The 25,739-nt window shown below is 71.4% G+C and carries 26 protein-coding genes and 1 pseudogene; 17 read left to right on the top strand and 10 right to left on the bottom strand.

The features are described from left to right. Window positions 1–48: 48 nt before the first annotated feature. From FYW99_RS09580 to FYW99_RS09560, 5 genes are all read left to right on the top strand, one after another. Entirely contained in the window at window positions 49–768 is a 720-nt protein-coding gene (locus FYW99_RS09580; RefSeq protein WP_150251647.1) for a protein kinase family protein, read from the top strand. Window positions 769–1,118: 350 nt separating this feature from the next. Then, on the top strand, window positions 1,119–1,886 hold the full coding sequence (locus FYW99_RS09575; protein ID WP_150251707.1) for a HipA family kinase: 768 nt from the start codon (window positions 1,119–1,121) through the stop codon (window positions 1,884–1,886). Next, on the top strand, window positions 1,883–2,320 hold the full coding sequence (locus FYW99_RS09570) for a DUF3037 domain-containing protein (protein ID WP_013152991.1): 438 nt from the start codon (window positions 1,883–1,885) through the stop codon (window positions 2,318–2,320). The genes FYW99_RS09575 and FYW99_RS09570 overlap by 4 nt, the downstream gene beginning before the upstream one ends. Before the next feature lie 144 nt (window positions 2,321–2,464). Beyond that, window positions 2,465–3,790 (top strand): multidrug effflux MFS transporter, encoded by a 1,326-nt coding sequence (locus tag FYW99_RS09565; RefSeq protein WP_150251646.1) that lies wholly within the window; start codon window positions 2,465–2,467, stop codon window positions 3,788–3,790. A gap of 278 nt (window positions 3,791–4,068) precedes the next feature. Continuing rightward, window positions 4,069–6,198, top strand: a complete 2,130-nt coding sequence (locus tag FYW99_RS09560; protein ID WP_150251706.1) for an AMP-binding protein — start codon at window positions 4,069–4,071, stop codon at window positions 6,196–6,198. 205 nt (window positions 6,199–6,403) lie between these two features. On the opposite strand, the gene FYW99_RS09555 is transcribed toward FYW99_RS09560, so the two are convergent. The 3 genes from FYW99_RS09555 to FYW99_RS09545 all read right to left on the bottom strand — a co-directional run bounded on the left by FYW99_RS09555 (window position 6,404) and on the right by FYW99_RS09545 (window position 9,462). Then, on the bottom strand, window positions 6,404–7,051 hold the full coding sequence (locus FYW99_RS09555; protein WP_150251645.1) for a LuxR C-terminal-related transcriptional regulator: 648 nt from the start codon (window positions 7,049–7,051) through the stop codon (window positions 6,404–6,406). Further along, window positions 7,003–8,337, bottom strand: coding sequence for a sensor histidine kinase (locus tag FYW99_RS09550; RefSeq protein WP_150251644.1), 1,335 nt, complete (start codon window positions 8,335–8,337; stop codon window positions 7,003–7,005). The genes FYW99_RS09555 and FYW99_RS09550 overlap by 49 nt, the downstream gene beginning before the upstream one ends. 177 nt (window positions 8,338–8,514) lie before the next feature. Continuing rightward, on the bottom strand, window positions 8,515–9,462 hold the full coding sequence (locus FYW99_RS09545) for a hypothetical protein (protein WP_223838898.1): 948 nt from the start codon (window positions 9,460–9,462) through the stop codon (window positions 8,515–8,517). Between the two features lie 147 nt (window positions 9,463–9,609). Here FYW99_RS09545 and FYW99_RS09540 point away from each other — a divergent pair, with 147 nt between their 5' ends. The 3 genes from FYW99_RS09540 to rnhA all read left to right on the top strand — a co-directional run bounded on the left by FYW99_RS09540 (window position 9,610) and on the right by rnhA (window position 11,422). After that, complete coding sequence (locus tag FYW99_RS09540; protein WP_013152997.1) at window positions 9,610–10,053, top strand: SMI1/KNR4 family protein; 444 nt, start codon at window positions 9,610–9,612, stop codon at window positions 10,051–10,053. A 20-nt stretch (window positions 10,054–10,073) separates the two neighbouring features. Further along, window positions 10,074–10,733 carry a peptide deformylase gene (gene def / locus FYW99_RS09535; protein WP_150251643.1) on the top strand — a complete coding sequence of 220 codons (660 nt, stop codon included), beginning with the start codon at window positions 10,074–10,076 and terminating at the stop codon, window positions 10,731–10,733. A gap of 215 nt (window positions 10,734–10,948) precedes the next feature. Then, window positions 10,949–11,422: a ribonuclease HI gene (gene rnhA / locus FYW99_RS09530; RefSeq protein WP_150251642.1), complete on the top strand. Its 474-nt coding sequence runs from the start codon at window positions 10,949–10,951 to the stop codon at window positions 11,420–11,422. Between the two features lie 214 nt (window positions 11,423–11,636). Here the strand turns inward: rnhA and soxR are convergent, their stop codons facing one another. Further along, complete coding sequence (gene soxR / locus FYW99_RS09525; RefSeq protein WP_017567403.1) at window positions 11,637–12,104, bottom strand: redox-sensitive transcriptional activator SoxR; 468 nt, start codon at window positions 12,102–12,104, stop codon at window positions 11,637–11,639. A gap of 9 nt (window positions 12,105–12,113) precedes the next feature. Then, a complete protein-coding gene (locus FYW99_RS09520) occupies window positions 12,114–12,818 on the bottom strand; it encodes an ABC transporter ATP-binding protein (protein WP_150251641.1) in 705 nt (234 codons plus the stop codon). Between the two features lie 195 nt (window positions 12,819–13,013). Between FYW99_RS09520 and FYW99_RS33185 the strand changes: the two are divergent. The 3 genes and pseudogenes from FYW99_RS33185 to FYW99_RS09505 all read left to right on the top strand — a co-directional run bounded on the left by FYW99_RS33185 (window position 13,014) and on the right by FYW99_RS09505 (window position 15,738). Further along, a pseudogene (locus FYW99_RS33185) lies at window positions 13,014–13,941 on the top strand (GlxA family transcriptional regulator). A 48-nt stretch (window positions 13,942–13,989) separates the two neighbouring features. After that, window positions 13,990–14,634 (top strand): DJ-1/PfpI family protein, encoded by a 645-nt coding sequence (locus FYW99_RS09510; protein ID WP_223838897.1) that lies wholly within the window; start codon window positions 13,990–13,992, stop codon window positions 14,632–14,634. Window positions 14,635–14,751: 117 nt separating this feature from the next. After that, a complete protein-coding gene (locus FYW99_RS09505) occupies window positions 14,752–15,738 on the top strand; it encodes a DUF2332 domain-containing protein (protein WP_150251640.1) in 987 nt (328 codons plus the stop codon). A 50-nt stretch (window positions 15,739–15,788) separates the two neighbouring features. On the opposite strand, the gene FYW99_RS09500 is transcribed toward FYW99_RS09505, so the two are convergent. Continuing rightward, window positions 15,789–16,778, bottom strand: a complete 990-nt coding sequence (locus FYW99_RS09500) for an adenosine deaminase (protein WP_150251639.1) — start codon at window positions 16,776–16,778, stop codon at window positions 15,789–15,791. A 151-nt stretch (window positions 16,779–16,929) separates the two neighbouring features. Continuing rightward, window positions 16,930–17,244: an SHOCT domain-containing protein gene (locus FYW99_RS09495; RefSeq protein WP_150251638.1), complete on the bottom strand. Its 315-nt coding sequence runs from the start codon at window positions 17,242–17,244 to the stop codon at window positions 16,930–16,932. A gap of 132 nt (window positions 17,245–17,376) precedes the next feature. Here FYW99_RS09495 and FYW99_RS09490 point away from each other — a divergent pair, with 132 nt between their 5' ends. The 6 genes from FYW99_RS09490 to FYW99_RS32810 all read left to right on the top strand — a co-directional run bounded on the left by FYW99_RS09490 (window position 17,377) and on the right by FYW99_RS32810 (window position 23,264). After that, window positions 17,377–18,582 (top strand): sensor histidine kinase, encoded by a 1,206-nt coding sequence (locus tag FYW99_RS09490; RefSeq protein WP_223838889.1) that lies wholly within the window; start codon window positions 17,377–17,379, stop codon window positions 18,580–18,582. Further along, window positions 18,579–19,232, top strand: a complete 654-nt coding sequence (locus FYW99_RS09485) for a response regulator (RefSeq protein ID WP_150251637.1) — start codon at window positions 18,579–18,581, stop codon at window positions 19,230–19,232. The genes FYW99_RS09490 and FYW99_RS09485 overlap by 4 nt, the downstream gene beginning before the upstream one ends. A gap of 59 nt (window positions 19,233–19,291) precedes the next feature. Beyond that, the gene (locus FYW99_RS09480; RefSeq protein ID WP_150251636.1) at window positions 19,292–20,458 is read left to right on the top strand and encodes an aminotransferase class V-fold PLP-dependent enzyme; all 1,167 of its coding nucleotides are present in this window, start codon (window positions 19,292–19,294) and stop codon (window positions 20,456–20,458) included. A gap of 268 nt (window positions 20,459–20,726) precedes the next feature. Next, window positions 20,727–21,449 (top strand): CPBP family intramembrane glutamic endopeptidase, encoded by a 723-nt coding sequence (locus tag FYW99_RS09475; RefSeq protein ID WP_150251635.1) that lies wholly within the window; start codon window positions 20,727–20,729, stop codon window positions 21,447–21,449. Between the two features lie 64 nt (window positions 21,450–21,513). Further along, window positions 21,514–22,365: a MerR family transcriptional regulator gene (locus FYW99_RS09470; protein WP_150251634.1), complete on the top strand. Its 852-nt coding sequence runs from the start codon at window positions 21,514–21,516 to the stop codon at window positions 22,363–22,365. After that, window positions 22,362–23,264 (top strand): transglutaminase-like domain-containing protein, encoded by a 903-nt coding sequence (locus FYW99_RS32810; protein ID WP_150251633.1) that lies wholly within the window; start codon window positions 22,362–22,364, stop codon window positions 23,262–23,264. The genes FYW99_RS09470 and FYW99_RS32810 overlap by 4 nt, the downstream gene beginning before the upstream one ends. A gap of 43 nt (window positions 23,265–23,307) precedes the next feature. Here FYW99_RS32810 and FYW99_RS09460 read toward each other — a convergent pair whose 3' ends face one another. From FYW99_RS09460 to FYW99_RS09450, 3 genes are all read right to left on the bottom strand, one after another. Then, a complete protein-coding gene (locus tag FYW99_RS09460) occupies window positions 23,308–23,547 on the bottom strand; it encodes a hypothetical protein (protein ID WP_150251632.1) in 240 nt (79 codons plus the stop codon). A 308-nt stretch (window positions 23,548–23,855) separates the two neighbouring features. After that, window positions 23,856–25,037, bottom strand: coding sequence for an FAD-dependent oxidoreductase (locus FYW99_RS09455; protein WP_150251631.1), 1,182 nt, complete (start codon window positions 25,035–25,037; stop codon window positions 23,856–23,858). Next, entirely contained in the window at window positions 25,034–25,606 is a 573-nt protein-coding gene (locus tag FYW99_RS09450; protein WP_150251630.1) for a TetR/AcrR family transcriptional regulator, read from the bottom strand. The genes FYW99_RS09455 and FYW99_RS09450 overlap by 4 nt, the downstream gene beginning before the upstream one ends. Window positions 25,607–25,739 lie beyond the last annotated feature (133 nt).

The raw sequence follows: 25,739 nt of genomic DNA, 5'->3' as shown, positions 1-25,739 counted from the left end.
CACAACGCGGCGAAGCGGACGGCCGGTGTGGAGGGCAAGGGGGATGACATGGCGGTTCCCACGATGGGGCTGAACGAGGGTGATCCGCGTCAACTGGGCGGCTACCGCCTGCTGGGGCGGGTGCGCGACTCCTCCCTCGGCGTGGTCTACCTGGGCAGGGACGGCTCCGGGAACCAGGTGAGCGTCGCCGTGCTCGACCCCGGGGCCGCGGGTGACAGCGGCGCGCGCGAGCGGTTCGCCCAGGCGGTGCGCCGCAGCCCCGACGTGGTCGCGGCCCGCACGCACGGGCGCTCGGTGCTGTGGGTGGCCCTCGCCCACGACGGGTCGGGCGCCGCGGCGGAGGACTTCCTCAAGGTGGCGGCGCGCTCGGGCCGGGCGGCCGCGCGCGGCCCGGTGGTGATGCCGCACTGGGCGGGCTCGCGCGGACCCGCCTCGGTGCGGTGGGCGCCCTGGGCGGGGCGCAGGGACAGCGCCGTGGCGGCGGGGGAGAACAACTGGTGGCTGATCGGCGGGCTGGGCCTGGTGCTGGTGCTCATCCTGCTGCTGGTGTCGCTGCTGTACTGGTGGATGCTCCAGTTCCCGCCGCCGGAGATGCCCAGCCCGGCCCAGCCCCCCGAGGCGCAGGAGAGTCCGGAGAGCCCGTCGGGGCCGGTGACGGTCCCGGGTGAGGGGGACGGCGGGGACGGGGGAGCGGAGCCGACGCCGGTCATGCCCACGCCGGGGGAGGGGGACGGCGAGTGGGGCGACAACCCCGAGGACAACCTCTAGCGGGGGAGTGCGCGGCCGGGAGAAGCGCGCGAGGGGTCCGGTTTCGGTACCGGGCTCCTTCCTTGTACTCGTTATAAATCTACGTCGTACAGGTGGCGGTTCTCTTTCTAAAAAGAGAAAAAAGAGAGATCGTGCGGCTACGCCGCACAGTCCTACCAACTCTCCCTCCCGGGAGTGCTCCGGCGTGTCGCGGCGGACGGGAACGCTGCCTGGAACGTGTTCAGCGTCGTTTAGTGGCGACTGCGGGAGGTGGTTGCGGTGCGGCCAAGGGACGGAGGGCCGCTACCTTCTGCGTCCGGCTCAGCGGCGGGCTCGTCGCGGCGGCGGTGCGCGCGCTCCGTGCACTGCCTATGCTGGTCCGCGTGCTGAGAAAGGTGGTCGCGACGCGGTACGTGCTGCCGCTGCGCGAAGGAGGTTCGCTCCCGGGGTTGGTCGAGGCCGACGACCTGGGAATGTACGTGGTCAAGTTCCTCGGGGCGGGTCAGGGGCGCAAGACGCTCGTGGCCGAGGTCGTCGCGGGGGAGCTGGGCCGTGCCCTGGGGCTGCCCGTTCCGGAGCTGGTCACGGCGGAGTTCGACGCGGTGATCGGCCGCAGTGAGCCCGACCCCGAGGTGCAGGAGCTGCTCAAGGCCAGCGGCGGGCTCAACCTGGGGATGGACTTCCTCCCCGGTTCGCTGGGCTTCGATCCGCTGACCTTCGAGGTGGACCGGGGGTTCGCCGGGCGGGTGCTGTGGTTCGACGCCCTGACCGGCAACGTGGACCGGTCCTGGCGCAACCCGAACATGCTGCTGTGGCACGGGCGCCCCTACCTGATCGACCACGGTGCGACGCTGATCTTCCACCACAACTGGGCCAACGCCGAGCGGTTCGTCCACCGCGCCTACGACGCCTCCGACCACGTGCTGTCGGGTGCCTCGCCGGACCTGGCCGCCGCGGACGCGGACCTGGCGCCCTTGGTGGACGAGGGCCTGCTGCGCCGTGTGGTGGAGCTGGTGCCGGACGAGTGGCTGGTGGACGAGCCCGGGTTCGACGGGCCCGGGGATGTGCGTGCGGCGTACGTGCGGTACCTGCTGGCCCGGGTGGCCGAGCGTTCCTGGCTGCCGGAGGTGACGGGATGAGCGCCCCGAGGCGTTACAGCGACGCGGTGACGACCGGTCGTGTGGGTGAGCGGCGTGAACGTGCGGTGTTCGAGTACGCGCTGTTGCGGGTGGTGCCGCGGTTGGAGCGCGGTGAGTGCGTGAACGCCGGGGTGATCGTGTACTGCCAGGAGCGGGGGTTCCTGGGGGCTCGTTCGGCGTTGGACGAGCGGCGTTTGCTGGCGGTGGACGCTGAGGCGGACGTGGCGGGTGTGCGGCGTGCGCTGGAGGCGGTGGAGGTGATGTGCCGCGGTGGCGCTGGGGCGGGTGCGGCCGGTCGTGAGCGCCCCGGTCAGCGGTTCCGGTGGTTGACGGCTCCGCGGAGCACGATCGTGCAGCCGGGGCCGATCCACGGTGGTCTGACGGAGGATCCGGAGGGTGAGGTCGTGCGGTTGCTGGACCGGCTCGTAAGGTAACCGTCCGGGTCGTAACAGACATCACAGGCGTTCTGGGGGATAAAGAGGAGGCGATCCGCGGGGTCGGGATGTTGGGATGGATGTGTCCGTCGTCGGCGGGGCTCTTCCTCCCGGCGCTTTTCCCATTCCTGAACTGGAGTGCCTGTGCAGTCCCCGAACTCCCCTTCCGCGACCCCTGACCAGGGGGCGGTGGGGCGGTCCACGTCCTCCGTCCCGGATTCCTCCCCGGCTTCGGCCTCCGCACCGGCACCGGAGGCTGGCGGGCGCTGGACGCCCTCGCGCAAGTCGGTGGCGCTGCTGGTGCTGGTGCTGGGTGTGCTGACGGCGACCGGGCCGTTGGCGACCGACATGTACCTTCCGGCCTTCCCCCAGATCACCCGGGACCTGGGGACGAGTGAGGCGCAGATCCAGCTGACGCTGACGGCGATGATGCTGGGCCTGGCGGTGGGTCAGTTGGTGATCGGGCCGCTGAGTGACGCTGTGGGGCGTCGCGGTCCGCTGCTGGTGGGCGTGGCCCTGTTCACGGTGACGTCGGTGCTGTGCGTGTTCGTGCCGGACGTGACGTTGTTCATCGTTCTGCGGTTCGTGCAGGGTGTGGCCGGTGCCGCGGGTGCGGTGATCGGTCGTGCGGTGGTGCGTGACCTGTTCGCGGGTGATGACGCGGTGCGGTTCTTCTCGCGTCTGGCGCTGGTGATGATGCTGGCTCCGCTGTTGGCTCCGTTGGCGGGTGCGCAGTTGCTGCTGGTGGGTCCGTGGCAGTTGAGTTTTTGGGTGCTGGCGGTGATGTCGGCGCTGAGCTTCGTGTTGGTGTTGGTGTGGTTGCCGGAGAGCCTGCCGGTGGAGGACCGTCGTCGGCAGGGGCCGCGTCAGTTGGTGGCGACGGTGGGTGCTCTGCTGCGTCAGCCGCGTTTCGTGGGGCCGGTGCTGACGATGGGGCTCAGTTTCGGGATGCTGTTCACGTACGTGTCGGCGTTCTCGTTCGTGTCGCAGACGGAGTTCGGTGTCTCGCCGCAGTTGTACGCGGGGCTGTTCGCGGTGAACGCGCTGGGGATGATGGCGGGTACGCAGCTGAACGGTTTCCTGGTGGGTCGTGTGGAGACGCTGCGGCGGCTGGGGATGGGGCTGGTGCTGGCTCTTGCCTCGGTGGGTGTGCTGGCTGTACTGGCTGTGCTGGGTGTGGCCCAGTTGTGGATGGTCGTGGCGTTGCTCGCTCTGATGATGCTCAGTGTCGGGTTCATCATGCCGAACGCGACGGTGACGGCTCTGGACGGGCAGCCGGCGGCGGTGGCGGGTACGGCCTCGGCGTTGATGGGTGCGTTGCAGTTCGCGCTGGGCGGTGGTGTGGCGTCGCTGGCGGGGCTGACGGAGACGGGTGAGCCGTCGTTGGTGAGTATGGCGGTGGTGATGGTGTCGGTGGCGGTGCTGTCGCTGATGGCGTATGTGTGGTCGGTGCGTACGAAGGTGCGGTGACCGTTGTCGGTGGTGTGGGCCCGGGTTCCGTGGGTGGGGTGCCTGGGGCCCTGGGGGTGTGGTGCGCGGCGGGGTGGTCGCGGTCGGGTGGTGCTGGGCCAGGTCGGTGTGGCCGGTGGGTGTGCTGGGGCGTTGTGGGTCTGCGTTCCGGGTTGCCGTGTGGTGGGGAAATGGGCACAGTAGGTCGCAATCCCCCGATTGAGGTGGGCCGGTCCGGCCTGTCTTCCGATGCGGCAAGAGGATGAGTGGGTATGGGCGATCCGAGTGTCACTCCTGGTATGCGGGCCCGGGGTCTTTCCGGGTTGAGCGACCTGGTGTACGGGGTGGCCACGGAGGAGGCCCATGCCGAGGTGTTCTCCGTGCGTGGCGAGCGCGGCCGGTGGGAGCGGGTGAAGGCCGGTGGGTTCGCCACGGAGGTGACGGCGGTCGCCAAGGGTTTGGTGGCGGCTGGTGTGGGTGAGGGCGACCGGGTTCTGGTGGTGTCGGGGTCGCACCAGGAGTGGGTGCGGTTGGCGTTCGCCGTGTGGTCGGTGCGTGCGGTGTTGGTGCCGTTGCCGGAGTCGGTGTCGGCGGAGCGTTTGGTGCATGTGGTGCGGCAGACGCGTCCGGTGGCTGCGGTGGTGCAGGGTGATCGGTTGTTGCGCACGGTGTCGGGTTTGCAGCGTGAGTTGCCGGACCTGGGTCGGGTGTGGCGAATGGATGCGGGTCTGGCGGATGTGGTGACGCTGGGTGCGTACATGGATGCGTCGTCGGTGCGGTTTCGTCGGGACGGGGCGGTGGCCGAGGACGTGGCGGTGGTGCTGTATCCGGTGAGTACGGTGTCGCGGGCGACGCGGGGTGTGGTGTTGTCGCACGGGGCGTTGTTGTCGGCGGCGGCGGATGTGGTGGACCGGATGTGGCCGCGGTTGTCGGAGTTGCCTGAGGGTCGGGCGAGCACGTTGTTGGATCTGCCGTTGTCGCAGATTTCGGGGTTGGCTTCGTTGGTGGCGTGCATGGTGGGGCGTGTGCGTGTGGGGTTGGCCGGTGCGACCGGGTTGATGCGGCAGGTGGAGGCGTTCAAGCCGACGGTGCTGGTGTGTTCGGCCGGGGTGTTGCAGGAGGTCTTCGCTGTTGAGCGGGGGAGTGCGCGTTCGACGGGGTGGGACTCGTTGGGCACGTTCAACGCCGCGGTGGAGTCGGCGGTGCAGTTCGACCGGTCGCCGCGTAGGAGTGCGTGGCAGCGGTTGTCGCGGTCGATGTATGACTGGCAGTTCTCGCGGGTGCGGGAGTTGTTCGGTGGCCGGGTGCATCTGGCGGTGTGCTGGGGCGGTGGGTTGTCGGACCGGTTGGATTCCTTCTTCGGTGGTGTGGGGATTCCGGTGGTGCAGGCGTTCGGTACGGCTGAGGCGGCGGGTGTGTTCGTGGCCGGTGCTGTGGGGGATCGGGTTCCGGGGACGGTGGGGCGTGCTCTGGAGGGTCGTGAGGTGTGGGTGTCGGGTGAGGGCGAGATCCATGTGCGCGGCGGTGCGGTGTTCTCGGGGTACTGGGGTGAGGGTGAGGCCTCGCGGAGTGCGTTCCGTGAGGGGTGGTTGGCGACGGGGTACGCGGGTGAGGTGGACGCGGACGGGGTCGTGAGTGTGGTGGGCCGGTTGCGGGTGCAGGCGGCGAGGGAGGAGTTGGCTGGGCGGTTCGTGGCGCGTGGGGTGGATGATGTGCGCGCGTTGGAGGGCCGTGTGCTGGAGGGGCCTGAGGGGCGGGGGCGTGCCCTGGAGGGTCGGCCGGCGCAGGAGCAGCGTGGCTCTGAGGGGCGCGGGGCTGCGGAGGGCGTGTCGCGGCGTGGGGCGGATGCGCGTGCTGTGGAGGGTCGTGCGTTGGAGGCTCCGGTGGAGCAGGAGCCCGGTGCGGTCCCGGGTGGGGGTTCGGGGGAGATGTTGGCGGCGACGGCCGCGTTCGCGGCGGTGGATCCGCTGGGGGACGGGGAACCGCCTGTGGTGGAGCCGCAGGAGCAGCGTGTGGGGCGGGGGGACGCGGAGCTGGTGGCGGAGTTCGAGGCGCGGTTGCGTGCTCATCCGTTGATCAGTCAGGTGTTGGTGATCGTGGAGGGGCGGCCGTTCGCGAGTGCGTTGGTGACGTTGGTGCGTGACCAGTTGGAGTACTGGCGGTTGGTGAACGGTCGGCCGTTGGCGATGGCGCCGGAGGAGATCGCGGGGGACCGTGAGCTGCTGCGTGAGGTGCAGGGGTTGGTGTATGAGGCCAACCGGAGTGTGCCGCGTCATCTGGCGGTGCGGTCGTTCCATGTGTTGGCGGAGGAGTTCACGGTGCAGTCGGGGTTGGTGCACGCGTCGGGGGAGTTGCGGCGTGAGGCGGTGCTGCGGGCGTTCTCGGAGGAGATCGACGGGTTGTACCGGGTGCGTCGTGAGCAGCAGTAGGGGGTAGTAGCGGGCGGTGTCGGGGGCCGTGGCCTGGACCGGGTGGTCTGGGCCACGGCCTTTGGTGTGTGTTGTGCGCGCGGCCCGCACCAGTACCGTGCACGCCTTGGCCGGTCCCGCGCGCTGGGTGGTGCACCGTCCGTGGTTGGGGGCGGTGACGGTGTATCTGTCTGGCGGGTCCTGAGCGCCCGGTGGCCGCCGGGGGTTACTGGCCGTTGAGGAAGGCCAGGACGGCCAGGACGCGGCGGCTGTCGTCGGAGGAGGGCGGCAGGTCGAGTTTGGTGAAGATGTTGTTGATGTGTTTGCTGACGGCTTTTTCGGTGATGTAGAGGCGTCCGGCGATGGCGGAGTTGGAGCGTCCTTCGGCCATTTCGGAGAGGACCTCGCGTTCTCGGGGGGTGAGTTGGGCGAGGGGGCCGCTCTGGTCCTGGCGGGCGAGGAGTTGGGAGATGACGGCGGGGTCCATGGCGGTGCCGCCGTCGGCGACGCGGCGGACGGCTTCGATGAACTGGCCGATGTCGAAGACGCGGTCCTTGAGCAGGTAGCCGACGCCGCCGGTGTCGTCGGAGAGCAGTTCGCGGGCGTAGAGCTGTTCGACGTGCTGGGAGAGCACGAGGATGGGCAGGCCGGGGATCTGGGTGCGGGCGGCGATGGCGGCTTGGAGGCCTTCGTCGGTGAAGGTGGGGGGTAGGCGCACGTCGACGACGGCGACGTCGGGTTTGTGGTCGGTGAGGGCGGTGTGTAGGTCGGGGCCGTTGTCGACTGCGGCGACGACGGTGAAGTCGTGTGCTTGGAGGAGTCGGATCAGTCCCTCTCGGAGGAGGGCAAGGTCTTCGGCGATGACAACGCGCACGGGATCTCCAGGGTCACGATGGTGGGGCCGCCCGGGGGGCTGGTGATGTTCATCGTGCCATCGAAGGCGTCCAGGCGCCTGCGGATACCGGCCAGGCCGCTGCCGGGGGCGGGGTTGGCTCCGCCGGTGCCGTTGTCGGTGACGGTGATGACGAGGCGGTTGCGGCCGTGGTTGATGTGGATCCAGGCGTGGGTGGCGTGGGCGTGTTTGGCGGTGTTGGTGAGGAGTTCGGCGATGGCGAAGTAGGCGGCGGATTCCACGGGGTCGGCGGGGCGGCCGTGGAGGCCGATGGTGACGGTGATGGGCAGGTGGTGGGTGAGGGCGAGGGCGTGGACGGCGCCGTGGAGGCCGCGTTCGACGAGGACGGGCGGGTGGATGCCGCGGACGAGGTCGCGGAGTTCGGTGAGGGCGTGGCGGGTGGTTTCGCGGGCTTCGGTGAGCATGGCGCGGGCGGTTTCGGGGTCTTTGTCGACGATTTGTTCGGCCATGCCGAGGTTCATGCCCAGGGCGACGAGGCGGGCTTGGGCGCCGTCGTGGAGGTCGCGTTCGATGCGGCGGATCTCGGAGGCCTGGGTGTCGATGGTGTGGGCGCGGCTGGTGGCCAGGTGGGCGACGCGGGCGGTGAGGCGGGCTTTTTCGGAAGGGGCGAGCAGGAGGCGGTTGAAGCGTAGGTAGGTGTCGGCGGCCAGGGGGATGAGGAGCCAGCCCAGGGTGATGAGGGAGAGGGCGGGGATGAGGATGATGAGTTGGTTGAGGGTGGTGGTGGGGGTGTAGGCGTCGTAGAGGGTGGGGCCGGTGAGGTTGAGGGCGAAGAGGAGTTGTTCGATGCCGTGGGCGATGAGGGTGAGGGGGATGGCGACGAGGAGGAAGCTGGCGGCTCCGGAGATGAGCCAGAGTAGGTCTCTCCAGGTGGCGGGGTCGGTGATGATGGCGGTGCCGCGGCGGGTGATGCCGGTGGGGGGGATGGGGCGGTAGGCGGAGGCGATGGGGCGGTGGAGGGGGCGGGGGGCGGGGTGGGGTAGGCCGGGGGTGGCGGTGCGGTCTCGGGGGGTTTTGCTGTTTTTGATGAGCAGGTGGCTGAGGGTGCGGCGTTGGCTGTCGGCGAGGGTGCGCAGGAGGGTGCCGGTGAGGATGACGAAGGGTAGGCCGATCCAGGTCAGGGTGAGCACGGCCGAGATCAGGACGAGGGGGAGCAGGAGGAGGGCGGCGATGTTTTGGGAGAGCAGGAGGAAGAGGTAGGCCAGGGTGGTGAGGCGGCCTGCGCGGTGGTGGGGTGCGGTGGCCATGGGTGGTTCTTCCGTTCCTGCGTGTGCGGGTGCTGGTGTCTATTGTGTCCTGTTCGTGGGTGTGGGCGCGGTGGTGAGGGCTCCCCTGTCGGGCGGTGGTGGCGCGGGGTCGCACGCACCGGTGAGGAGGGCTCCCGCGGTGCGCGGGGGCCCTCCTGTCGGGTGTGTGGGGGTCTTTCAGGGCCAGCGCATGTCGGTGGCGGGGCCCAGGTCGTTGACGCGGGTGGCGGTGTGGGCGTCCAGGGCCTTCTTGAGTTGGTCCCAGGACTGCTGGGGGGTGTTGTCGGTGTTGGTGCAGCTGCGCTGTTGGCAGGCGGTGTGCTGGGACATGGCTCCGGCGAAGCGCAGGGGGTCGTTGGCGTTGGTGTGGCCCCAGCGGCTGATGTTGGCCCATTGGGTGGCCTGGATGCCGTCGGTTCGGTAGATCTGGGGGATGACGTGGATGCGGGGGTTGCCTCCGCCGGCCATGTGGTGGACGTCGGCCAGGCTCCAGCCGTTGGCGCAGTTGCCGGAGCCGGTGGTGGGGCAGGAGTCGGCGGAGTTGGCGGCGTAGAGCGGTGTGGTGGTGGCCTTGGTGTAGGCGGCGAGCCAGTCGCGGGCCCAGGTGGGGGTGGACCAGGAGGGTTCGGCGTCCAGGGCGGCGGTGATGGTGACGGCGTCGGTGGTGGAGGCGTCCTGGACGGTGGTGACCAGGTCGGCCCAGCGCTGTCCGGCGTGGGTGCCGGTGACGCCGCCGTCGTCCTTGTTGTTGACGCCCAGGGCCAGGTGGGCGGTGGCCTGGTCGGTGCGGCACTCGGTGAAGCCCTGGGCCCAGTGGTGGGCGTAGGCGGCGGCTTTGGTGTAGGCGGAGCGGGGTGTGGTGGAGTTTCCCGCTCTGCCGGGTTCTCGTAGGGTGTCGTTCTTTTCCTGGGTGCCGAAGAAGAGGATGCGCGGGCCGGTGGCGCCGGTGCGTCCTTCGGTGCATCCGGCTTGGTGGGCGTGGGTGGAGGTGGCGTCGGTGAGGGGGACGTAGCGGCTGGTGGTGTGGCCGGGGTAGGTGGCGGTGGTGGCGTGGGCCGGGGTGCCCAGGGCGGTCAGGGCGGCGGCGAGTGCGGTGGTGGCGAGCAGTCGTGCGGTGGAAGCCATGGGGTCATTGTGTGGGAGAGTGACCGATTGTGCACGCATAGTGATATGGGTGGCGTGTTCGGTGTTTGTGGTGGTGCGGCGGCCGCGGGTTCGGGTTTTTGGCGCAACTCGCCGTCGACGATTTCCCGTGGGTTGCCACGACCTGTGATGATCAGGAGTGTGTGGCGTGAACTGATCCTGGAGATGTATCCCGAGGCCGATCTGAGCGATCCGGCCGATGAGGTGACCCTGGCCGAGGTGGAGAAGCACCTGATGCTGCCTTTGCCCTTCGAGTTGGCCTCGTTGCTGCGCGAGACCGACGGGGTGACCAACGAGTACGGGGACGCGGTGGTGTGGAGTGCGCGGCGTCTGGTGGAGGACAACCTGGCGATGCGCCGGGAGCCGGACTACCTGGAGTTGTACGCGCCCTTCGACGAGATGATCTTCTTCGGTGACTCCGACATGGGGCCGCAGTTCGCCTACGTGCACACCGACTACGGTCCGGGGATCGTGGTGTGGGATCATGAGAGCGACCGGCGACGCCTGGTGGTGGTGTCGTTGCGCGACTACCTGGCGCGGTGTCTGATCCAGGGCAACTCCTGGTTTCGTTGAAGTGTGGTGAGAGTAGGACCATGTCGGAGCATGGCGGGGTTGGCGTCGTCGTTCAGGGCCGGGAGGTCGCGGATTTTCCCGAGTGGGCTCCGGAGGCGGCGCGCGGCCGGGTGCGGCGGATCACCGTGACGGGTGAGGAGGTGCTGCACCGGCGGGGTGTGGATGTGGCGCCGCAGATGCTGGGCGGTGCGGAGCTGGCCGGGCTCATCGACGACATGTTCGTGACGATGTACGCGGCCGAGGGTGTGGGGTTGGCGGGCAGCCAGGTGGGTGTGGACCTGCGGGTGTTCGTCTACGACTGCCCTGACGATGACGGTGTGCGCCATGTGGGGCACGTGGTCAACCCGGTGTTGGACGAGCGTGATCCGGACGACGCGGTGGTGGTGGAGTCCGAGGGGTGTTTGTCGGTTCCGGGGCCGCACGCGGATTTGGGGCGGGCTGAGCACGCCACGGTGCGGGGGCTGGACCGGGACGGCAATCCCGTGGTCGTCAGCGGGAGCGGTTACTTCGCCCGGTGTTTGCAGCACGAGACCGATCACACGCTGGGGCGGTTGTACGTGGACCGGTTGGGTGTGCGCGAGCGCAAGCGGGTGCTCAAGAAGATGAACGAGATGGCGAAGGACGTGTTCGCGCGTCGTGAGGAGCGGGCCGAGGAGTTGGCGCGGGAGCTGGCTGGCTGATCGGGGTCGTGTGGGGGTGTTCCGGGTGCGGGACGCCCCTTTTTTTGTTGTACGGGGGTGGTTGGTTTGGGTGGGTGTGGAAGGTCCTTTGGCTGGGTTGGCGGGCCGAAGTGGCGGGTGTGGGGGCTCCATTGGGGGCAAATGGCTCCTTTTGTGGCCCTCTCGGAGGGGGTTGTGGCCTTTTCGTGACCGTGGAGGGCGGTAGATTGCCCGGCATGCGTAACGGGGACGAGGTCGGCCAGGAGCCGACACAGCGTGTGGTCATCTACACCGACGGGGCGTGCAGCGGCAACCCCGGTCCGGGCGGATGGGGGGTGTGGCTGCGCTACGGCGGCCACGAGAAGGAGTTGTACGGGGGCGAGGAGCAGACCACCAACAACCGGATGGAGCTGATGGCGGCGATCCGGGCGCTGGAGAGCCTGCGCCAGCCGCTGCCGGTGCTGGTGCACACCGACTCCTCCTACGTGCGCAACGGGATCACCTCGTGGCTGCACAACTGGAAGCGGCGGGGATGGCGCACGGCCGACAAGAAACCGGTCAAGAACGTGGACCTGTGGCAGCGCCTGGACGAGGTCGCCTCACGCTATGAGGTGGAGTGGCGCTGGGTGCGCGGGCACAGCGGGGACGAGGGCAACGAGCGCGCTGACGCGCTGGCACGGCGCGGACGCGACGAGGCCGCCGGGGTGTAGGGAGGGAGTTGGGGGTCCACCCGATTCCCCCGTGGCCGGAGAGCTACGTCTTCGAGCTGGGGAAGTTCCCCCGGGACAGAGGACGCGATCTCTGACTGGCTCAGGGAGCAGATCGGCCAGGCGCGGAGCTAGGGCCCGTTCTTCGAACGGTTTCCTGTGCCGCCGGGGGCCTTGCGGGGGCGGCGAACGCGGGCGTTCGCCGCCTTCGTCGTGTTCAGCCCGTCTCGCGTGCCAGGGCGTTGACCATCAGGCGGCGCGGGCCGGGGCCCGCGGCGGCCAGGGTGTCGTCGGGGTTGGACAGGGTGCAGGTGTCCAGGGACAGGCAGCCGCAGCCGATGCAGTTGGTGAGGTCGTCGCGCAGGCGGATGAGTTGGCTTATGCGGGCGTCGAGCTCGGTGCGCCACTGCTGGGACAGGCGGGCCCAGTCGTCGCGGGTGGGGGTGCGGTTGTCGGGCAGGGTGTCCAGGGCCTGGCGGATGCGCGCCAGGGGCATGCCCACGCGTTGGGAGATGCGGATGAAGGAGACCCGGCGCAGGGTGTCGCGGCGGTAGCGGCGCTGGTTGCCGGCGGTGCGGCGGCTGTGGATCAGGCCCTGGCGTTCGTAGAAGTGCAGGGCTGAGACGGCGACTCCGGCGCGTTCGGCGACCTGGCCGACGGTGAGTTCCTTGACGATGGGTGCCACGTCCTCATCCTAGGGCGTGGCGGCGGTGCGGTGGATGCCGGTGAGGGCGTACAGGCGTGCGTAGGCGCCGCCGCGGACCAGGAGTTGGTGGTGGGTGCCGGTTTCGGTGACGCGTCCCTTGTACAGGAGCAGGATGCGGTCGGCGGTGCGGGCCAGGGTGGGTTGGCGGGTGAGGGTGAGCAGGCCGGTGTCGGGTGTGGTGGGCGGGCAGGCGTGGTCGTGGGCGGGCGGGTCGGTGAGCACGAGCAGGCGGGTGTTGGTGTGCTGGGCGTAGAGGGCGCGGGCCTGGTGGACGCGGGGGAGCAGGGCGGGGGGTAGGGCGTCCAGGGGTGTGGGCAGGAGGTGTGCGTCCAGGCGGGTGTGGGCCAGGGCGTGGGCCAGGTGGGGGTCGTCGGTGTCGGGTGCGCTCTGGCCGGTGATGGTGTGGGCCAGGGTGGGGCGGGGTGTGAGGATGTGGGCGCGGGTGTGGGTGGCCAGGCGTCCGTGGGTGGGGGCGGCCTGGCCGGTGAGCAGGCGGGTCAGTGCGGTGGTGGCCTCCTGGGTCAGGCCGACCAGGGCGACGTGTTCGCCGGGGTGCAGGGTCAGGTCGAGGTGGTCCAGGTGGCGGGTGCGGTCGTGGGTGAGGGACACGTCGTGGAACTCCACCAGGGGTGGCCGGGGGGCGGTTCTGTGGTCGGTGGTGCGGCGGAGCTTGCCTCGGTTGGAGATCCTCACGGGTGTCCGTTCGTGTGGTGTGGTCGTCACCAGCCTGGGATTGTCCTGCGCGGGTGAGAGTTCTCGTGATCTGTTCGTGTCCTTGGTCTCGCTGGGTGGAACGGCTGGTGCGGCTGGTTGGTTCCCGGGCGGTGGCAGGAAGGGTGGGGTGGGCGACCTTGCGGCCGTGGGGGTGGGGGCGCTGGGATGGGTGGCATGGGGCATGAGGTGGTCATCGTCGTCTTCGACGGTGTGCAGAGTATGGACGTGACGGGGCCGTTGGAGGTGTTCTGTGGTGCCGCTCAGGCGCCGGGGGCGCGTTACCGGGTGCGTACGGCGTCGCTGGGCGGTGGGGCGGTGACCTCCTCCAGCGGGTTGGGGTTGGTGCCGTCGGTGGCGTTGGAGCGGGTGGGGCGTGTGGACACGTTGGTGGTGCCGGGGGGTGAGGGGGCCCGGCGCCCGGACGGGGATTTGGTGGAGTGGTTGCGGGTGCACAGCGTCGGTGTGTACGGGGGCGTTCCTGCTGGCGCGTGCGGGGGTGTTGGACGGGTTGCGGGCCACGACGCACTGGGCGCACTGCGAGCGGTTGGCGCGGGAGTTTCCGCGGGTGCGGGTGGAGTCCGAGCCGATCTTCGTGCGTCAGGGGCGTGTGGTGACGTCGGCGGGGGTGTCGGCGGGGGTGGACCTGGCGTTGGCGTTGGTGGAGGAGGATCTGGGGCGGCAGGTGGCGTTGGCGGTGGCGCGTCATCTGGTGGTGTTCCTGCGCCGTCCGGGGGGTCAGGCGCAGTTCTCCGCGCAGTTGTCGGCGCAGGTGGCGCAGCGCCCGGCGGTGCGGGAGGTACAGCACTGGATCGCCGAGCATCCCGAGCGTGAGGCGTCGGTGGAGGCGTTGGCGCGGCGGGTGGGGTTGTCTCCGCGTCAGTTCGCGCGGGTGTTCGCGCGGGAGGTGGGGTGCACGCCGGGCCGGTACGTGGAGCGGGTGCGGTTGGAGGCGGCGCGGCGGTGGTTGGAGGAGGGGGAGGCGCCGGTGGTGGCGGTGGCGCGGCGGTGTGGGTTCGGCACGGCTGAGGCGATGCGGCGGTCGTTCGTACGCAATCTGGGGTGTTCTCCGGCGGAGTACCGGGCCCGTTTTAGGGGTGTGTGAGCGAGGTGTCCTCGCCGGTGACGGTGGGGCGGAGAAAGGGTGTGGTGTGTGGTGCGTGCGGCGATCGCGCTGTTTGAGGGTGTGACCCTGTTGGACGCGGTGGGTCCCTACGAGATGTGGGTGGGGTTGCCGGGGGTGGAGGTGGTGTTTGTGGGTGCTGAGCGAGGGCCGGTGCGCGACAGCGGCGGGCGGGGAGCCCTGGTGGCCGACGCCGCGTTCGAGGAGGTGGGGAAGGCTGATGTGGTGTGTGTGCCGGGTGGCCCGGGGCAGGTGCGGCACATGCGGGGCGGTCCCCTGGTGGAGTGGGTGCGGGGGGTGGATGCCACCAGCAGGTGGACGACGTCGGTGTGCACCGGGTCGCTGATCCTGGCTGCGGCGGGGTTGTTGCGGGGCAGGCGAGCGACCTCGCACTGGTTGGCGGTGGAGCAGTTGGGGCGCTGGGGTGCGCTTCCGGTGAAGGAGCGGGTGGTGGTGGACGGCAGGTATGTCACCGCCGCCGGGGTGTCGGCGGGTATCGACATGGGGTTGGTGCTGGCGGAGCGGATGGCGGGTCGGGAGATGGCGCAGCTGGTGCAGTTGGCCACTGAGTACGACCCGCGGCCGCCCTTTGACGCGGGGTCGCTGCGGACCGCTCCCGCGGGGTTGGTGGCGCGTGCGCGTGCGCACTCGCGGTTCCTGCTGGAAGGCGCGTGAGCGCTCCCCCCGGGTGTTTGCGCGGCGGTGGTGGGTGAGCACGGTCACGGGGCGGCGGGCGCGGGGGCGGGGTAGGAACACCGCACCTGTTCCCCCCAGATGAAGGAGTGTGCGGCCGTGGAGCATGTCGCCGCCGTGGACGCCAACGTGCACAGCATCGTGAGGCAGTACCGGGATTTCGCGGACGGCTACGCCCAGGACGCGGCTCCGGCGTACGCGCGTATCGCCCGGGCCCTGGCCGAGGACGAGCGGGTGCTGGAGCTGGTGGCCTCCCTGCCCGCGGGCAACAAGCGCCAGCCCAACCTGTTGCTGGGTGCGGTGCGGTTCCTGGGCGGGCCGGTGGGGGAGTGGGCGGACTTTCGCGCCTGGCTCCTGGAGCACTGGGAGGAGGTGCGCGCGGTGGTGCTGGAGCGCTACACCCAGACCAACGAGGTGCGCCGGTGCGCCACCCTGCTGCCGGTCCTGTGCTTGTTGGAGGGGCCGTTGGCGCTGGTGGAGGTGGGGGCGTCGGCGGGGTTGTGCCTGTATCCGGACCGGTACCGCTACTCCTTCGACGGCGGGGCGCCGATCGGCCCGGCGCGGAGTCCGGTGCTGCTTGAGTGCGCGACCTCGGGTGCGGTTCCGGTGCCCGAGCGGGTGCCGCGGGTGGTGTGGCGGGCGGGGATCGATGTGAACCCGTTGGACGTGCGCCGCGAGCAGGACGTGCGGTGGTTGGAGGCGCTGATCTGGCCGGGGCCCTATGAGGAGCAGCGGCGGGAGCGGCTGCGGGCTGCGGCGCGGGTGGCGGCGGCCGAGCCGCCCGTGTTGGTGGCCGGTGACCTGGTGGAGGAGTTGGGCGCGGTGGCGGCGCGGGTGCCCGCGGGGGCGCGGTTGGTCGTGATGCACAGCGCGGTGCTGGCCTACCTGGACGAGGCCTCGCGGGATGCGTTCGTGGAGGCGGTGCGGGGGTTGGACGGGCACTGGGTGTCGAACGAGGGTGCGCGGGTGCTGCCCGCGCTGGAGGGTCCGCGTCCTCGGGTGGGCACCGATTTCGCGTTGGCGTTGGACGGGCGTGTGGTGGCCTTCGCCGGTGAGCACGGGCAGCGGTTGACCTGGGCGACCTGAGGCGGCCGGTGTGGTCCCGTCCCCGGGCGCCCGGGGGCGGGACCACACGCCTACCAGGGGTGGGGGTGGGCGTCGACCTCGGCGATGAGCTGGGCCTTGCGTTCGGGGGTCAGGAAGGAGGCGGTGAAGGAGTTGCGGGCCAGTTGGCGCAGCTGGTCGGCCTCCAGGCCCAGGTGGGTGTGCAGGGCCTGGTAGTTGTCGTGGACGTAGCCGCCGAAGTAGGAGGGGTCGTCGGAGTTGACGGTCACGAGCAGTCCGGCGTCCATCAGGGCGGGCAGCGGGTGCTGGTCCAGGGCGGGTACGGCGCGCAGGCGCACGTTGGACAGCGGGCACACGGTCAGTGGGATCTGGGTGGCGGCCAGGTGGGAGACCAGGTCGGTGTCCTCCAGGCAGCGGATGCCGTGGTCGATGCGTTCGGCGCCCAGGAGGTTGAGGGCCTGCCAGACGTAGGAGGCGGGGCCCTCCTCTCCGGCGTGGGCGACGCGGCGCAGGCCCAGGTCGCGGGCGGCGGCGAAGACCTCGGTGAACTTCTCGGGCGGGTGGCCGACCTCGGCCGAGTCCAGGCCGACGGCGCTGATGTGTTCCAGGTGGGGGCGGGCCTGGTGGAGGGTGTCCAGGGCTTCGGCGGCGGGGCGGTCGCGCAGGAAGCACAGGATCAGGCTGGTGCTGATGTTGTGGGTGTGTTCGCTGTTCTTGAGGGCGGCCATCAGGCCGTTGACGACGGTGTCCAGGGCGATACCGCGGCCGGTGTGGGCCTGGGGGTCGAAGAAGATCTCGGCGTGGCGTACGCCCTGGGTGGCGGCGCGGTCGAGGTAGGCGCTGGCCAGGTCGGTGAAGTCGGCTTCGGTGCGCAGGACGTCCATGAGGGCGTAGTACAGGTCCAGGAAGGACTGCAGGTCGGTGAAGGAGTAGGCGCGGCGCAGGGAGTCCACGTCGGGGTGGGGCAGGGTCAGGCCGTTGCGTCGGGCCAGGGCGAAGGCCAGTTCGGGTTCCAGGGTGCCTTCGATGTGGACGTGGAGTTCGGCCTTGGGGATGGGCATGGCGGTGGTCGTTGCCTTTGCGGTCGGGGTTGTGTGTTGGCCATTGTGGCTGATGGGTGGGGGTGCCCTGGCCGGGTTGGGGTGGGGCGTGGAGCACAGGCGGGGGCCCGGCCGCGCGGGGTGCGGGGCCGGGCCGGGTGGGCGCGCGAGGTTACTTGCGGCCGGGGCGGTCCTCGCGGCCGGGGGTCCAGTTCAGGGCGCTGGCGCGTTCCATGAACTCCTCGACGGTCAGGTCGCCGCGGGCGAAGCGGTCGGCCAGGGTGCGGCGGGCCTCCTCCTCGGGTGAGGCGGGGCGCGGCGCCCAGGGCGGGCGGTGGCCGCGGCGGGTCAGGACGAAGACCAGTGCGCCGATGAGGGCGATGGTGAGCAGGCAGAACATCAGGGCTCCAGGAAAGGCGAAGGCGGGCGGTCCCTGCCCCCAGTGGGGGTGGGCGGCCAGGGCGGTTGCTGCGGTGATGGTGTTCATGGGTTCACTGTCCGCGGGGCGGGGGGTCGCGGTCGTCCCCCCGCAGGCGACACCTGTGCTGCGCCCGGGTGCGTAGGGCGCCTACGCCTGTGGTGCCACGACAGGCGGGGGCGGGCGGCCTAGGGTCGTGGTGTGAGTGGTGACAGGCGGGTGCGCCGGGTGGTCGTGGACTTGGTGCTGGGTGTGGTGCTGGGCGCGGTGTCGGTGGGGTTCGTGCGCGGCCAGTTGGTGTGGCAGCAGCACGGGGGTGGGCGCGGCCCGTGGCGGGGCGGGCCGCCCGCGGGGTGGGACGTGGACTGGGGTGCGGTGGTGGTGCCCTGGTCGGTGTGGGTGGGTGTGGGGGTGTTGGTGTGCGCGGTGGCGGTGCGCCGTGTGTGGCCGGTGGCGGCGTTGGTGGTGGCTGCGGTGGGCGCGGCGGTGTTCGTGGGGGCGGGCCACCTGTTGGGGCCGGTGCTGGTGCTGCCCGCGCTGGTGGTGTTCTCGGCCGCGATCCGGTTGGGTGCGGGGGTGTTCTTGGCGTGGACGGCGCCGCTGGTGGTGGCGGTGGGGCTGGCCTCACGGGTACGTGAGCCCTGGTGGGGGTTGGCGGACGGCGGTGCTCTGGTGGGGGTGGTGTTCGCGGTGGGGGCGATGGCCTTTCCCGCGGGCGGCGGGATGTTCGTGCGTGCGCGGCGTGAGGCGCGCCGGCGCCAGCGCCAGGAGGAGGTGGAGCGGCACCGCTACGAGGAGCGGTTGCGTATCGCCCGTGAGGTGCACGATCTGGTGGGGCACAGCCTGTCGGTGATCAGCATGCAGGCGTCGGTGGCCCTGCACGTGGTGGACCGCCGGCCCGAGCAGGCGTCGGTGGCGTTGGCGGCCATCCGTGACAGCAGCCGGTCGGCTCTGGAGGAGTTGCGGGGCACGCTGGCGGTGTTTCGGGGCGGGGCCGAGGTGGCCGGTCGGGGCCCGTTGCCGGGGCTGGGGCGTGTGGAGGCGTTGGTGGGGGAGTTGCGCGGGGCGGGGCGCCAGGTGGAGGTGGTGTGGGAGGGGGAGGCGGTGCGGGTGCCCGCGGCGGTGGACCACGCGGCGTTTCGGATCGTGCAGGAGGCGTTGACGAACGTGGTGCGCCATGGCGGTGAGGGGGCCTCGGCGCGGGTGCGGGTGGTGTACGGGGCCCAGGAGGTGCAGGTGTGGGTGGTCGATGAGGGTGTGGGTGTGGTGGGAGCGGTGCGTGAGGGGTCGGGGATCGCGGGGATGCGTGAGCGCGCGGGTGCGGTGGGCGGGTCGGTGACGGTGGGTGCTGGTGAGGGTGGCGGGTTCGTGGTGGGGGCGTCGCTGCCGTTGGGGGGTGAGCGGTGAGCGTGCGGGTGGTGGTCGCCGATGACCAGGCGTTGGTGCGGATGGGGTTGCGGGTGTTGTTGGAGGGGGAGTCGGACCTGGAGTTGGTGGGTGAGGCCTGTGACGGTGGGGAGGCGGTGGAGTTGGTGCGCCGGCTGCGTCCGGACGTGGTGTTGATGGACGTGCGGATGCCGGTGGTGGACGGGTTGGAGGCGCTGCGGCGGATCGCGGGGGAGGAGGCGCTGGCGCACACCCGGGTGGTGGTGTTGACGACGTTCGAACTGGATGAGTACGTGTTCGAGGCGTTGCGCGCGGGGGCGTCGGGGTTCTTGATCAAGGACAGCGACCCGCAGGAGATGTTGGCCGCGGTGCGGGCGGCGGCGCGGGGTGAGGCGTTGTTGTCGCCGTCGGTGACGCGGCGGGTGGTGGCGGCGTTCGTCTCGCGTGAGCCGGGCGGGGGTCGGGTGCCGCGGCTGGAGGTGTTGACCGAGCGTGAGCGTGAGGTGGTGGGGTTGGTGGGTGAGGGGTTGAGCAACGAGGAGATCGCGGCCCGTTTGGTGGTCTCCCCGGCGACGGCGCGCACGCATGTGAGCCGGGCGATGGTCAAGCTCGGGGCCCGGGACCGGGCGCAGTTGGTGGTGTTCGCCTTCCGGGCCGGGCTGGTGCGCTGAAGGGGGCGCCGGGTAGGTTCGGCGGCGACCGTGTCGGGTGCGTCGAAGGGGTGGGCCGGATGGGCGTGGATGTGGCTGCGGTGAGGGCGGATACTCCTGGGGCTGAGGAGGCGGCGCATCTGGACAACGCGGGGTCGTCGTTGCCGCCGGAGGTGGTGGTGGAGGCGGTGGTGGAGCACCTGCGTCTGGAGGCGCGGGTGGGGGGTTATGCGGCGGCCGAGCTGGCGCAGGCGGGGGTGGAGGGGTTCTACACCGCCGCGGCGCGGTTGGTGGGTGCGCGCCCCGAGGAGATCGCGTTCACCGAGAGTGCGACGCGGGCGTGGGAGTTGGCGTTCGGGTCGGTGGTCTTCGCCGAGGGGGAGCGGGTGCTGACCACGGCCAGCGAGTACCCCAGTAACGCGTTGGGGATGGTCAAGGCGGCCCGTGAGCGGGGCGTGCGGGTGCAGGTGGTGCCCGATGACGCCCACGGGGTGATGGACGTGGCGGCGTTGGAGCGCGAGTTGGAGCGGGGCGGGGTGCGGGTGGTGGCGCTCAACCACATGCCCACGCACAACGGGTTGGTCAACCCGGCCGAGCGGATCGGGGCGCTGTGCCGCAGGTTCGGGGTGTTGTTCGTGTTGGACGCGTGCCAGTCGGCGGGCCAGTGGGATCTGGACGTGGAGCGGCTGGGGTGTGACGTGTTGGCGGTGACGGGGCGCAAGTTCCTGCGCGGGCCGCGGGGGACGGGGTTCGTGTACGCGCGGTCGGGGGCGGATCTGGGGGAGCCGCCGGTGGTGGACGTGACGTCGGCGCACTGGGAGGGGCAGGGGTACCGGGTGCGCGCGGACGCGCGTCGTTTTGAGAGTTTTGAGCGCAACGTGGCCGGTCAGATCGGGTTGGGTGTGGCCGTGGACTACGCGTTGGCGGTGGGGATGGAGTCCGTTCGGGAGCGGGTGGGCGCGTTGGCCGAGCAGGCCCGGGACCGGTTGGGGCGCCTGGCGGGGGTGCGGGTGCTGGACCGGGGGCTGGTGCGGTCGGGGATCGTGACCTTCGCGGTGGAGGGTGTGGCGGCCGAGGGGGTGCGTGCGGCGCTGGGGGAGGCCGGGGTGCGGGTGAGCGTGTCGCGGTTGTGGAACCAGGTGTGGGAGGACGGTGTGGGGGTGGACGAGGCGGTGCGGGCCTCGGTGCACTACTTCAACACCGAGGCCGAGGTGGAGGCGTTGGCGGGCGCGGTCAAGGGGTTGTAGGTGCGCTTTCGCGTGTGGTGCGCGGCGGCCGTGGCCGGGTGTGCGGTGGGTGTTCTCGGGGCGGGGGACCCTCACCGCGTCCCTGAGGGGGGCGGGGGGAGGAACCGGTGTTCCCGGGGCTGGAGCCCGGGTGCGATGGGGGTGTGCCTGTAAGGGACAGGGGCCGGCGTCCCCTAGTGGAGGCGGGGTGTGGCGCGGGGAAAGCCCCGGGGCGGTGCGGGTTCCTTCCCCGATGACGGCGGGGCCGGGACGTTGAAGGATCAGGGGCATGACGACCCCCGAACGCGGCTGGACCGCGGTGGTTCTCCCCCTTGTGCTCACGCTCGCCTGTACGTTCGCCGTGCCCCTGGTAGGCCAGCCTTTCGGCGCCCTGCTCGTGGTGCTCGTGGTCTACCTGTGGCGCCGTTGGGCGCGCCGCCCCTGGGCCGGGTTGGGGTTGGGGCTGACGTGGTCGGCGCTGCCCCTGTTTCTTGTGGGGGTGGGTGTGACGGTCACGGTGCTGGTGGGCGCCAACGCCGTCTCGGTCGTGCTGGGGGCGGCCCGGTGGGTGCCCTGGGTGCCCGACGACCTGGCCTTCCTGCCCGTGGCGATCGCGGTCATCGTCCTCGTGCAGGCTTTGCCCGAGGAGTTGTTGTGGCGGGGCAATCTTCACGACATGCTCGCGGAGCGGATGTCGACGGGTGCGGTGGTGGCGGTGACCTCGGTGCTCTTCGGTGCGGTGCACGTCTTCTCCCAGAGCCAGGCGCAGGGGGCGTGGGAGATGGCCCTGTACGCGGTGGGGGCGATGGCGCTGGGGTTGGTCTGCGCCGTGAGCCGGGCCCGGACGGGCACCCTGTGGATGGCTGTGGGCGTGCACAGCGGTTTCTACTTCGCGCACGGCTTCTTTCCCACCGAGGGGATCGTCTACGGGGTCCAGCTGCTTGTGCAGATCCTGGCCATGGGGCTGTTCGGGCTGGTGGTCCTGGTCATGCCCCGCCGCGGGGCCGCCTGAGGCGGGGGCCGGCCGCGCCCGGGTGTTGACGGTGCCCTTGGGGCAGGGGCCACACTCGGGTCCCATGAGCACCCCACAGCCCCCCGAGGGGCTTTCGCGGGGGGAGTTCGCCCGTGCGAGCGGGCTCTCCCCCAAGGCGCTGCGGTTGTACGAGCGTTCGGGTCTGCTGGTGCCCCACCGGGTGGGCGCGGGCGGGCAGCGCCTCTACCTCGGTGCGCAGGTGGAGCGGGCCCGGCGCATTCGTCTGCTGTGCCAGATGGACATGCCCCTGGCGGTGGTGGCCGAGGTGATGGCGCAGGAGCGCGGGCAGGCCCTGGAGCGGGCCGAGGCGTGGTGGCGGGCCCAGGAGGAGGCGCTGCGTTCGCGGCGCGCGGCCCTGGCCGAGCTGCGCCTGTCCTGGGGCGGGGTGGTCGAGCGGGGGCCGGAGCCGGTGTGGCGGGTGCGCCGCGAACGCGTGGCGGCGGTCAAGGTGGCGGCGGTCAGGGCCCGCACCGACCAGCAGAACCTGGTGGCGACCTTCCACGCGCGTGCGCAGGCGCTGCGCCGCCACCTGGTGGGGCAGGGGGCGCGCCCCGGCCCCGGGTTCTGGGTGCTCTACCACGGTGCGGTGACCCCGGACGGGCCCGCGCCGATCGAGGTGGCGGTGCCCTTCACCGGACACGCCGAACCCGAGGGGGAGACGGTGATCCGTGTGGAGGCCGCCCACGTGCGCGCGGTGTGCGAGGTGGCGCGCGGGGACTGCTTCTATCCGCGGATCATGGGCGCCTACCGGGCGGTGGAGCGGTGGATGCTCCAGTGCGGTGCGCACGCGGTGGGGCCGTTGCGTGAGGTGTATGAGGCCTCCTGGGACGAGGTGGCCGAGGACGCGGTGTTCGCGCTGGTGGCGCGGCCGATGAGAGAGGCGGGACGCGGATGAGTACGGCGGGCGCGGGCGTGGAGCGGTGGGTGGCGCACACCCCTTACAGCGATCCGGGCGGGTATGCGCGGGCGCTGGCGGACCTGCCGGGGGACGTGGCCGGGCTGGGGCGGGTGCTGCGCGGGGTGGTGGTCCACTACCGCAGCGGCGGGAGGCCCGACTTCACCGGGGCGCGGCTGGCGGAGATCGACCACCGGTGGGTGGAGGCGATGCTGGCCACCGACCAGGCCCGCTGCCCGGGCCCGTGGACGCGGGCCCGGGCGCAACCGCTGGTGGGGTGCTGTCGTGACTTCGCGCTGGTGACGGTGGCGGCGCTGCGGGAGCGGGGGGTGGCGGCGCGCACCCGGGTGGGGTTCGCCTCCTACCTGAACGACGGGTTCTGGACCGACCACGTGGTGAGCGAGTACTGGGACGGCGGGCGGTGGGTGTGGGCGGACACCCAGTTGGATCCGGCGCAGCCGTGGCCGGTGGACGTCATGGACATCGCGCGTGCGCCTGAGGCGCGGGGCGCGGTCTTCGCCAGTGCGGCGCAGGTGTGGCTGGCCCACCGTCAGGGGCGGGTGGACGTCGACCGCTACGGGGTGCACCCGGACCTGCCGTGGCGGGGTGCGGGGTTCGTGCGTGCCTACGTGTTGCTGGAGTTGGCGCACCGCCAGGGCGAGGAGGTGTTGCTGTGGGACACCTGGGAGGCCATGGAGGCGGAGGATGACGGTGTGTTCGACGAGGTGGCGCGGTTGCTGGTGGCGGCGGACGGCGGGGACGGGGCCGCCGAGCGGGAGTTGGCCGCCTGGTACGCGCGCGAGGGTCGGTTGAACCCGGGCGGGCGGGTGCTGTGCACGTCGCCGTCGGGTTTCGTGGGGTGGGTGGACCTGGAGCGGCGGGTGGTCGAGCCCGGGTGAGCGGGTGCAGGCCGCTCTCCCCCCAGTGCGGGCACGCCACGGTTCACACGAGCAGGGTGGCCAGCAGCGTCGGCAGCACCAGGATGAGCATGAGGCATCCCCCCGCCGCCGGGGCGGCTCTTCGGGACGCTGTGGCCTCCATGTCCGCGATCATGTGCTGCTGGGCCGGGCACCCCGGAGTCACGACGTCCTCGTGGCTGAACACGCGGCAGGGCAGTCCCGTCATGAACTCGGCGTCGTACTGCCGTCCGCACAGGGAACAGCGGGGATCGTTGGGCTTCACTGGCTTCGTTCCTCTCGTCGGCGGCCTGTGCCGCGTGGCCGCGTTGTCGGCCCCTCGGCCTCGCGTCGGGGTCGCGGCCGCGTTCGGTCGGCCGTGGGGCACGGCTCCAACGCTCCTCTCGGACAGGACCGGGGCCGTGTCGGGACGGGTCCCGGCCGCCTGTGTGCTCGCGTCCCGCATCAACGCCTGTGCGGGGGCGGGCCCCTGCGGTCGGCCCGGGGGAGGAGTGGTCTCCCCGGTGGGCGCGGACCCGTCGCCGCGTCAGAGGTCGCGGTGGGGACAGGGGGATCGCGGGTCCCCGGTGCGGTTCAGCCGCGGGTGGTCAGGGAGGTGTGTTCGCGGACGGCGGGGGTGGGCTTGCCGGTGAGCGCCCCGGCCAGCAGGCGACTCGCCCCCGGCAGGCCGGTCAGGCGCAGGGCGAGGCGGCGCAGGAGCAGTTGGGCGCGGGTGGGGGGCAGGAACCAGCGGGCGGTGCGGCGGGCGGCGCGCTGGCGCTGTTCGACCTCGGGGCGCCACTGCTGCTCGTAGCGGCCCAGCCCCTCCTCGATGGTGGGGGCCGAGGCCAGGTGTTCGGCCAGGACGAACGCGCCGCCCACCGCCAGGGAGGCGCCCTGGCCCGCGAGCAGGGAGACCGCGCCGCAGGCGTCGCCGAGCAGGACGGTGCGCCCCCGGCTCCAGCGGGGCACCACGCTCTGGGAGACCTGGTCGTAGTAGACGTGTTCGGGGTCGGGGCAGTGCTGGAGGGCGCGGGGGACCAGCCAGCCCAGGTCGGCGTGGGTGCGGCGCAGTTCGGCGCGCGGGTCGGCGGGCCGGTCGGGGGTGGGGCTGCGGTGCACGGTGAAGGCGGCCACGCGGCCGTCGCGCAGCCCGTACAGGCCCATCTGTGCGCCGATGGTGTCGGTGAGGTAGAAGCCGCCGTCGACCCGGGCGTGGATGTCGGGGTCGGTGAAGACGAAGGCGGCGGTGTGGAAGCCCAGGTAGCGCAGGTGGTCGGTTGCGGAGCCGAAGACCTGGGCGCGCACGGTGGAGTGGATGCCGTCGGCGCCCACGAGCAGGTCGCCGGTCAGGGTGTGGCCGTCGGTGAGGGTGACCTCGACGGTGTCGCCGTGGTCCTGGACGCGGCTCAGGGCCGCGTCGTAGCGCACCCGCACGTCGGGGGGCAGGGTTTCGCGCAGGGCGCGTTCGAGGTCGGGGCGCATGAGGGAGACCACGCCCAGGTGGGAGAACTGTTGGATGCCCAGCCTGGCGCGGGGTGTGCCCTCGCGGTCGACGAAGGTGGCGTGGTCGATGTCGTAGCCGAGTTCGCGCAGGCGGGGCAGCAGGCCCATGAGTTCGGCGGCCTGGTAGCCGGGGCCGAAGAAGTCGATCATGTAGCCCTGGGTGCGGGGGCCGGGTGCCTGTTCGAGGATGGTGACCTGCCAGCCGTGGGTGTGCAGGCGGTGGGCCGCGGCCAGTCCGGCGATTCCGGCTCCGCAGACGATCGCTCTCATGGGTGTGCTCCTGGGGTGGGGTGGGTGAGCAGGCGGCGCAGGACGGGTTCGACCTCGGTGGAGGTCAGGTCCGGGGCGAGTGCGCGGTGCAGCAGGATGCCGTCCAGGGTCGCGGCCAGGACGGTGGCGGTCTGGCGGGGTTGGGGGACGTCGGCGTGGGTGAGCCATGCGGTCAGGTGGCGGCGCATCAGGTCCAGGACGCAGGTGATGGCCTCGCGTAGAGCGGGGTCGCGGGTGGCGGCCAGGTAGGTCTCGGTGACCAGGTGGGAGGCGGGGTCGTCGCCGGGGTAGCGGTCCAGGTCGCGCAGGATCAGCGCGAGTCCCTGTTCGGGTGTGGTGGTGGGGCCCAGCAGGTGGGCGGCCTCCTCGACGATGGCGGTGATGGCCTGGGTGGCGGCCTGGGTGAGCAGGGCCTGGAGGGAGGGGAAGTGGTAGTGGACCAGGCCGGGGCCCACGCCCGCGCGTTCGGCGAGTGTGCGGGTGCTGACCGCTGACCAGCCGCGTTCGCCGATGAGTTCGGCCGCTGCCCGGATCAGGCGGCCTTTGACGTCCTCGCCGCGTGGTGCCATGTGCGTTCCGCTTCTTGGTCGGTTGCCTTGGGCGTCTGTCTTGGGCGAACGTATTGGTCGTTCGCCCAATTCTGAGGATGGCACAGCGCCCGCCCCAGGACAAGCCCCGGGGCGGGCGCGCACGAAAAACGGG

This window comes from Nocardiopsis deserti (genome assembly GCF_008638355.1).
Classification (GTDB): Bacteria; Actinomycetota; Actinomycetes; order Streptosporangiales; family Streptosporangiaceae; genus Nocardiopsis; species Nocardiopsis alborubida.
The sequence above is the reverse complement of the archived record's forward strand: the minus strand, read 5'-3'. Positions and strand labels throughout refer to the sequence as shown.

Excerpts from the sequence above, each read along its gene's own strand:
- FYW99_RS09580 (WP_150251647.1), top strand. The coding sequence starts at position 49 with ATGGCGGTTCCCACGATGGGGCTGAACGAGGGTGATCCGCGTCAACTG.
- FYW99_RS09575 (WP_150251707.1), top strand. The coding sequence starts at position 1,119 with ATGCTGGTCCGCGTGCTGAGAAAGGTGGTCGCGACGCGGTACGTGCTG.
- FYW99_RS09570 (WP_013152991.1), top strand. The coding sequence starts at position 1,883 with ATGAGCGCCCCGAGGCGTTACAGCGACGCGGTGACGACCGGTCGTGTG.
- FYW99_RS09560 (WP_150251706.1), top strand. The coding sequence starts at position 4,069 with ATGCGGGCCCGGGGTCTTTCCGGGTTGAGCGACCTGGTGTACGGGGTG.
- FYW99_RS09550 (WP_150251644.1), bottom strand. The coding sequence starts at position 8,337 with ATGGCCACCGCACCCCACCACCGCGCAGGCCGCCTCACCACCCTGGCC.
- FYW99_RS09545 (WP_223838898.1), bottom strand. The coding sequence starts at position 9,462 with ATGGCTTCCACCGCACGACTGCTCGCCACCACCGCACTCGCCGCCGCC.
- FYW99_RS09540 (WP_013152997.1), top strand. The coding sequence starts at position 9,610 with ATGATCAGGAGTGTGTGGCGTGAACTGATCCTGGAGATGTATCCCGAG.
- def (WP_150251643.1), top strand. The coding sequence starts at position 10,074 with ATGTCGGAGCATGGCGGGGTTGGCGTCGTCGTTCAGGGCCGGGAGGTC.
- rnhA (WP_150251642.1), top strand. The coding sequence starts at position 10,949 with ATGCGTAACGGGGACGAGGTCGGCCAGGAGCCGACACAGCGTGTGGTC.
- FYW99_RS09500 (WP_150251639.1), bottom strand. The coding sequence starts at position 16,778 with ATGCCCATCCCCAAGGCCGAACTCCACGTCCACATCGAAGGCACCCTG.
- FYW99_RS09495 (WP_150251638.1), bottom strand. The coding sequence starts at position 17,244 with ATGAACACCATCACCGCAGCAACCGCCCTGGCCGCCCACCCCCACTGG.
- FYW99_RS09480 (WP_150251636.1), top strand. The coding sequence starts at position 19,292 with ATGGGCGTGGATGTGGCTGCGGTGAGGGCGGATACTCCTGGGGCTGAG.
- FYW99_RS09475 (WP_150251635.1), top strand. The coding sequence starts at position 20,727 with ATGACGACCCCCGAACGCGGCTGGACCGCGGTGGTTCTCCCCCTTGTG.
- FYW99_RS09470 (WP_150251634.1), top strand. The coding sequence starts at position 21,514 with ATGAGCACCCCACAGCCCCCCGAGGGGCTTTCGCGGGGGGAGTTCGCC.
- FYW99_RS32810 (WP_150251633.1), top strand. The coding sequence starts at position 22,362 with ATGAGTACGGCGGGCGCGGGCGTGGAGCGGTGGGTGGCGCACACCCCT.
- FYW99_RS09455 (WP_150251631.1), bottom strand. The coding sequence starts at position 25,037 with ATGAGAGCGATCGTCTGCGGAGCCGGAATCGCCGGACTGGCCGCGGCC.
- FYW99_RS09450 (WP_150251630.1), bottom strand. The coding sequence starts at position 25,606 with ATGGCACCACGCGGCGAGGACGTCAAAGGCCGCCTGATCCGGGCAGCG.